7 protein-coding genes are annotated in these 7,617 nt (G+C 49.1%); 1 reads left to right on the top strand and 6 read right to left on the bottom strand.

Annotation, left to right across the window (positions count from 1 at the left end; genetic code table 11):
- Together AC1DWB_RS29785 and AC1DWB_RS29790 are read right to left on the bottom strand one after the other, a co-directional pair.
- Positions 1 to 583 (bottom strand): AraC family ligand binding domain-containing protein (locus AC1DWB_RS29785; protein ID WP_477544728.1); only part of this gene is annotated, 583 nt, incomplete at its 3' end.
- Between the two features lie 126 nt (positions 584 to 709).
- Positions 710 to 1,210, bottom strand: a complete 501-nt coding sequence (locus AC1DWB_RS29790; protein ID WP_477544729.1) for a type 2 periplasmic-binding domain-containing protein — start codon at positions 1,208 to 1,210, stop codon at positions 710 to 712.
- Between AC1DWB_RS29790 and AC1DWB_RS29795 the strand changes: the two genes are divergently transcribed.
- On the top strand, positions 1,209 to 1,790 hold the full coding sequence (locus AC1DWB_RS29795) for a helix-turn-helix domain-containing protein (RefSeq protein WP_477544730.1): 582 nt from the start codon (positions 1,209 to 1,211) through the stop codon (positions 1,788 to 1,790). The two genes, AC1DWB_RS29790 and AC1DWB_RS29795, sit on opposite strands and share 2 nt — an antisense overlap.
- A 67-nt stretch (positions 1,791 to 1,857) precedes the next feature.
- Here the strand turns inward: AC1DWB_RS29795 and AC1DWB_RS29800 are convergent, their stop codons facing one another.
- The 4 genes from AC1DWB_RS29800 to AC1DWB_RS29815 all read right to left on the bottom strand — a co-directional run.
- On the bottom strand, positions 1,858 to 4,332 hold the full coding sequence (locus tag AC1DWB_RS29800) for an OmpL47-type beta-barrel domain-containing protein (RefSeq protein WP_477544731.1): 2,475 nt from the start codon (positions 4,330 to 4,332) through the stop codon (positions 1,858 to 1,860).
- A 26-nt stretch (positions 4,333 to 4,358) separates the two neighbouring features.
- The gene (locus AC1DWB_RS29805; RefSeq protein ID WP_477544732.1) at positions 4,359 to 5,576 is read right to left on the bottom strand and encodes a sialidase family protein; all 1,218 of its coding nucleotides are present in this window, start codon (positions 5,574 to 5,576) and stop codon (positions 4,359 to 4,361) included.
- A 67-nt stretch (positions 5,577 to 5,643) separates the two neighbouring features.
- Entirely contained in the window at positions 5,644 to 6,924 is a 1,281-nt protein-coding gene (locus AC1DWB_RS29810) for an ABC transporter substrate-binding protein (RefSeq protein ID WP_477544733.1), read from the bottom strand.
- A gap of 193 nt (positions 6,925 to 7,117) precedes the next feature.
- The coding region (locus tag AC1DWB_RS29815; protein WP_477544734.1) for a helix-turn-helix domain-containing protein at positions 7,118 to 7,617 on the bottom strand (500 nt) is incomplete at its 5' end.

Consider the following 7,617-nt stretch of genomic DNA (forward strand, 5'->3'; position numbering starts at 1 on the left):
CGGCCATTTCCTGTAAAGTGACCGGTTCCCGATAGCGGGTCTCGATAAGCGCCATAGCCGGCCTCAGCCTTTCATAAACGAACGGCTTCATGCCGGTGTTGGTTCGGGAAGTATAGCGGGAAATATCTATGAGCAGATCGTACATAAGTTGGGAGCTATGATGACCGGACACAACACTTTTCTTAATTTGAAAAAGAGTGTTAATTTCCCGCACGCGGGAGAACAGAGTATCCGGTCGGGTCATATACARCACTGYCGWTTCGGGAAAGTGCAAGGTACGGAGCAATTCCAAAGCRAGCGTTCCATTAAACTCCACCCAATGAATCGTCCATGGTTCCAGCACGGCCCTGTATCGGTGAGGAACAYCCGGAAATAAMAGAAGGCCCTGTCCCTTGGWTATCGTAACGSTCTCTCCAYCAAGCTCCAGGACGCCCTGCCCGTCTTGACATTGAAGCCACTGGTAGGCCCCCCAACCCTTATCGCGGATGACGTCATGTTGRTTGAGCCAATACCCCGACGAKAGGATATACAGCGGCAGGTCATAATCCGCCTTGCTYAGGACGTTGTAAAAACGATTCGACATGYTCCTCCTCCTGTYCMTWTGAATCAGCTCWATRCCWTGATTGGAAAATAAAAGCRGACACCACTCTAGCAATGTCAGATCGGRAATCTAACATTRCTCAAGAGGTGTCCACTYTTACTATCCCTATTACTTAGTAGCCTTTAATTCGGAGATTCTCTTAGTTAACTCATCCTGTCCTTCTCGGAGCAGCGTATTTACATCGGCCTTTCCATTGATATAGTTCAACAATTTCCCGTTCATAATGTTTGAGCCTTCACGATCAAATAACGTTGCCGGAGCAGGGTCCGGATACTTTTGGCTGAGCACCGCGGCGACATTCTTTCCTTTTGCCGCTTCATTGTTAGCAAAGGCCTGTTTCTGGATGGCTGGATCTTTCAAGCCTGTGAGACGTCCGTTCTTGGTAGCATCGAGCTGAACCTCCGGATTCGTGCTTAAATAGGCGATGATTTGAAAGGCAAGATCCGTGTTTTTCCCACCTTTGGGCAAAATAAATCCGTCTGAGAACAAGCCTTGACCGATATTCGGCTTATCTGTAAATGTCGGATAGGAAACGAAATCCCACTTAAACCCTTCTCTCTCCATTTTTACCATATCGGAATTGTGAAGGAGCAGAATATCCGGCAGCATGGCGACCGTATTTCGGATGAGTTGGAGAGACGACGAAGGAAATGAGATTGATCTTGCTGAGCTGGGTGCCCTTCCAGTAGGAAAAGTCAGCTTGCGCAATACAGAAAGACTGATTGGAGATTACGCAGCTCTGAAACCGTACAGCATCCAAGGAGAGCGGTGGAGTATGCTCCGTAGAAGCCATTACCTGCATCATTTATGGCTGCTGTATTGTGAAGAAGCGGAGGAACTGTTGAATGAGAAACCCCATCGACCGGCAGACTCGATCATTCAACAGGCAACCAAGCTTATTCAGGCTCAAGCATTTGAGAGATTCAGCCTCAATGCGATTGCCGCCTCTTTGGGGATTAGCCGCATGCAGCTGTGTAAAAAGTTTCACGCTGAGTTAGGAACGACACCGATCAAGTATCTCACCTCCCTTCGTCTTAAAAAAGCCAAGACTCTGCTGGCGGAAACGGATTTGACGCTGGATCAAATCTCGGAATGCTGCGGTTATCAGAACGGGTTTTACTTAAGCCGTGTATTCAAAAACAATTGCCTCGTAACCCCCATGCAATACCGAAAAGCCCACCGCCTGTAGCGATGGGCCTTTCCTGTTATTCCTTTCTGGACGGCAGCCCAGACCAAATCTGGAATAGGCTCAAAATTTATTCCAACTCATGAACAAACTTGATCATCAGATTTGCATCCTCTTCTTTGATTTTTTTGCCTTTCTGTGCTTGAATTTCGTTGATGAAAGCCTTGAATTGTCCGTGCTGAAGCTTTTTGACCAAAGAGCCCGCGATGCCTTGATCGCCGTTAGAGCCGGCAATCCAATCTTTGATGAGTTGGATCAGGCTATCCAAAGTAACCTTGACTGTAACCGTCGTTGAGGCCGAACCGGTATTTCCGGCCGCATCCGTTGCATGAGCCGTTACCGTATTGTCACCGATGTTCAACAGGTAAGCCGGCCCGTTCATCAAAGGAGCCGAGCATGAGTTGTAAACAACACCGGACACGGTATCCGAAGCCGTGCAGGTGACCGTTACCGTCTGATCGATGGTGTACGTTCTTCCTCCGCTGATCTGAATGTCTGGCGCCGTCCGGTCAATGGAGAAGGCAACCATTTGAGGCTGTTCTTCATTTCCCTCACTATCGATCGACCGGAATGCTAACGTATAAACACCGTCCTCTTCAAAAACAAGATCATGCAAGTACGGTTTCCAAGTTGTTCCGCCGTCCAGACTGTATACAGTTGACGCTACTCCCGACAAGTTATCTCGAGCGGCTAAACTTACCGTGACCGGCTGCACATACCATCCATTTTGTCCATCCGGCTGCGAAGGCGACACCGTTGCGACGGTGACGGGCGGAGTACTGTCCAAATTGTAGTACAACCTATCGATATCCGATTGCATCAAGGCATTGCGATAAATCCTCAATTCATCCAACATGCCTTTGAAGTTTCCACCGCCGCCGGGGTTCATTCCGATGCGATCCTCTTGGGACGGAGAATAACGGCGATAATAATTTTGGCCAAAAGAAAATGTTCCGCCGGGAGACTGCTCCACTTTGTCCAAATACATCTTCATCGACTTATTCCGGAAATCCGCAACCGCTACGACATGATGCCATGAATCCGGACTGTTGAAGCTGAAGCTCTTGCTCTGGTAACTGTCTGATTTATCGCTTCGCGCACCCATCCGAATCGTATTGGAGTCGACTGTCAGCTCAAAACCAGCCTGTGTTCCATCAATACGCGTGCTCAAGATATCGTATCGGGCTCCATTTGCCGGCATCAAGCTCGGGTTGATCCAGACGCTAACGGATACAGCGTCGGCATTTGCCATTTCATTACCGATCATGTAATTCATGTCAAGGTAATCCGTCCCGTCCATGTTGATGGCCTGCCCGAACTTGCCGGATGTGTATCCGCTTGTTCCAATTCGGATAGGATCGTTCCCCTGAGCTGTATCATCATTGGAGTCAACGTCAAAGGGATAGCTCCCGACTAAAGAGGCGGGCTGCAAATAATTACGGAAATCAGTAATCCGATGGAACGTCAACCGATTTGCGTTATGGTGACTGTTCGCGCCACTGTAGGAAGTGCGGGAGACGTAGATCAGATCGTTGCCGTCGAATTGCCAATCAACGTATTGGAAGCCGTTTTTAGCGACAGAATCCAACCAATTCAAGTTCTCATCCGCTTGAATAAGCAGCTTGCCCCTCGTCCAATTGACAAGGTCCGTCGAATAAAAAAGCGACAGCACATTGCGTTGTCTATTTTGACTCACGTTGTAATCGGTGTGCTCATTGACAATCACGATGTACTTGTCCGAATCGGGATCGTAACGGATGGTGAATTTCACATCTCCGCCCGGCATATCGAATTCCCCGTACCTGGTGAGCGTCTTGTTGTCCGACCCGAGCTTGTAAATGCCTGCGCGATTGATTACGGAGCGTCGGAGTACATTCCACACTTGTCCGTCCGGTCCGACTACGGCATTGCCCTCAATATATAGATTGATGTCGGATTGGTTCGATTGGGTCCAATTGGACGGATTCATCAAATCCGCCGTTTCCGATACGGAAATGAGCAAGGCCCACATGCCCCATTTATTTTGCTGTTCAAATCCTTTGTAAAGGCGTCCGTTCGCATGCAATACCGGCGTCGGCGCACAGTGATACTTGATGTTGCCGGCAGCTTGATAAAGAATGGAGGCTTCGCTCCAAGTCGTGCCGCCGTCGATGCTTTTGCGGATAACGACGGAGCCGAGACCGTTGTCGGTTCCAAGCAAATAAACGGCCCCGTTATGTTCGAACAACGTACTCCAATATTGACCGTCAATCGACGCCGTCATCGACCAAGTCGCTCCATCGTCCGTAGAACGAAATACTCGGGTCGTTCCGATAACGGGAATGGAAACCCCGTAGTCGTCGCTAGCCAGCAGAGTTCCGTCAGTAAGCTTGACGATGCTGGGACTCCCTATGTAGACGCCAGAATTGGCATCGGAGAAATCGATCTGAGCCTTCAACACGTCCGAATAGTTGTTCGCCGATGCGACAGGGATTCCCGCAAACAGGACCAAAAATGCTGAGAACAAGATCAGCATAGCCTTACCATTCTTTTTTGCTCGTTTCATTACGCTCTCCTCCTTTAAAATAGCTTTCAATATACGAGTTCTCGAAAATTTTTGACGGTATGAAAGGAAATGATATTGCCGTTATGCGCACTGAAGGCCCGCTCGTCACCGGATCGGCTGAGGATATGCAGATCCTCGCCGTCCACGGCCATCGAGGCATAATGACGGGGCTGTCCAGCCGTTGGTCCAGTCGTCACTAGGCCTGCAAAGCACCAATCGATACCATTTTTGGAGAAATGCAGTTGAAGCCGACTCCTCTCATTGTTCGGGAGATTGTAACGGTCCGCCGGCAACCTTTCCGCTTTCGTCATGCTATCCGTGGCTTGTGTGCTAAGGAGCCAGTATAGMCGAGTCGCTTCGTCATAGAGGATATGGAATTTCATTTGTCCGCCCGGACATGGAACGAATACGATCCGTTTACCTGAAGGGACCGTCTCCAGCATCGTTGTCATCGTGCCGTCCTCCTGCTCGACGACCTTCACCATAGCGGCATAACCGGTACCTCCGGTATGAGCCCGCATCCACAGATGGAATGTCCGTCCGCTCGGATCATGCCAATAATGATCGGGATCGACAAATTCCACCACGTTGGTCTCGAGCCATCCCGCCGGGGCGCTGCCCCGACCCGGCGCTACGTCGATATAACGGTACGGATCGGCATGAAAGAAAGGAACCCCGAAATAATCCAGCGACTCCACGGGAACGGCATCGCAAAAGGCGAGCTCGGAGGCAAACGTCCAGTTTGCGGCCTCTGTTAAATCCGCATCCGTCTTCCCTCGCAACAGGACCGGCGCCAATTCACCGACCGCCCAGACGTTGATCTTGTGGTGAAGACGTTTCTCCATAGCCACATACACGGATCCGTTCGAATAATGAACGTTGCACGGCGCTTGATGCCATTGTTCTCCGGACGTAAGTCTTGCCGGTTCCGTCCAGCTTTCCCCATCGTTGTCGGAACGAATGATCATCAAATCGCCTTGGTGGCCCAAAACGTATAAAGAGTTGCCTGCAACGATCGGCCTGGCATGCACAAACGGAAAATCGTTCCGGTACGCCCACGTTTTTCCCCGATCATCCGATGTGAAGATCTTTCCGTACGGCGTTTGCACGCCTGGACCGGCAAAGTCCATAGTTGCCACCAGCCGACCAGAAGTGAGGCGGGCTATGCCCGGGCTATAGCAAAAGATCGATGACGGATCTGGAGATTCATAAATGGTGACAAACTCGTCTGCGAGCGGATTCATTGTGTTGCCTCCTATTATCTTTGAGTAGACCGGTCATGACTTTCTTGACGTTTGTTACGGATTCGCCTTACTTACCCTGCGAGGCGATATGCTTGTTGATCGCATCTTCCGCGTCCCTGAGCGCCGTGTTAACATCTTTCTTGTTATTCATGTAATCGACGTAATTCCATCTTAGAATTTCGGCTGCCTTCGGGTAATAACGCGAATATTCTGGTGCGGCAGCCGGCGCGCTCTTGAAGATGCTCTCGATATGCTTACCCTGCAATTCAGGAAGATCTTTGCCGAATTGCTGCTTATATTTAACATCCTTTAAAGTAGATACCCGACCCGATTTTCTGACCATGTTCGTCTGCACCTCGTCGGAGAACAGCACTTCCATCGTCCTCATCATGTCGTCCTGGTGCTTGCTGTTCCGGTTGGGTATGAGGATATGCAGGTCGTACATGCCATAGACGTTCGGTTTGTCCGAATAGCTTGGGAATTGGACTACATCCCAATCCAGTCCGGGAGCTTGCTTAAGCTGCTGAAACATATTGACCGTGGCGAGCATGGCGACCGTCTGATTCTGAACAAACCGTTCGATCCCCTTATTCTGATAGGTTACCCCCGGTAACGAATACAATTGTTTAGCCGTTTCAAACGCTCGCTTATAAGGCTCGCTGTTAACCTGCGCTTTATTGGTCTTTGCATCCACCGCCCCGAGGGACAGCGGGAACGTAAAGCGGACATAGTCGTCGGTATCGAGACCATAATATTGGGTCGCTCCCTCCTGACGCGACACTCTTTTTCCCAATTCTATTGCCTCCGTCCAGGTCATGCCGTCCTTCGGATATGGAACGCCGTATTTATCGAAGATACTTTTGTTGTAATAGAGCGCGTTTAATTGAACCGCATAAGGCAGTGCATACAATTCTTTTCCGTTTTCCGACACGGCTCGGATTGCATCCAAAGCTCCCTGATCGAACCTACCCAGATCGAAATTGTTCTTTTTCGCAAGTGGTGTAATGTCTTCGAAATACCCGAGGTCCTTATAAAAGGTCATCTGGCCGTTCCACGTTACGAAAAAATCTACAGACTCCCCYGCTGCGATCAATTTATCCAGGTCGTTTCGGGTGGAGACTTGCTCTACCGTAAGATGCGGATATTTGTTTCTGACCGGATCAGCGATCAATTCTTTGAAATCCTTGTCCGAAATGTACGCAGGGTCGTTATAAATTTTCAACGTAACCGGCTGTAACGGCGGACTGGTAACCTTTCCTTCCTTTCCTTCACTTGAGCTCTTTGACCCGCAACCTGCCAACAAGAGAGACATGCATACAACGCCTACAATTAAATTTCTTAACTTCATTTATACCCCACCCTCCCATTTCGACCTTGATCACAGGGGTTCAAAGCCTGCGATAAAACAATATTCATATTGTATATTTGTTCCAAGGTCTTATGAATATAATGGTAAGGCCATTAGGAAGCGCTTGCAATCACACAATTTTAAAACCTATAGCACGATCTTCATATTCATATGGCGCAATGCTTCTGATCGTTTATATGGACTGATGCATTTTTCGAAATTCCAGAGGCGTCATCCCTTCATTTTTACGGAAAATCTTGATAAAATAACTTGGGTTTTCAAAGCCGACTTCAAATGTAATGGCCTTGATTCCCAGATCCGAGTATTCCAGCAGAAGCTCCTTCGCCTTACTGATCCGATACCGGTTCAAATATTCGATGGGACTCAGCCCAACAGCCTGTTGGAACATATGGCATGTATATTGAGGGGTCACAAGCAAGCTGTCGGCCATTTCCTGTAAAGTGACCGGTTCCCGATAGCGGGTCTCGATAAGCGCCATAGCCGGCCTCAGCCTTTCATAAACGAACGGCTTCATGCCGGTGTTGGTTCGGGAAGTATAGCGGGAAATATCTATGAGCAGATCGTACATAAGTTGGGAGCTATGATGACCGGACACAACACTTTTCTTAATTTGAAAAAGAGTGTTAATTTCCCGCACGCGGGAGAACAGAGTATCCGGTCGGGTCATATACA

This window comes from Paenibacillus sp. P4_E11, assembly GCF_056401635.1.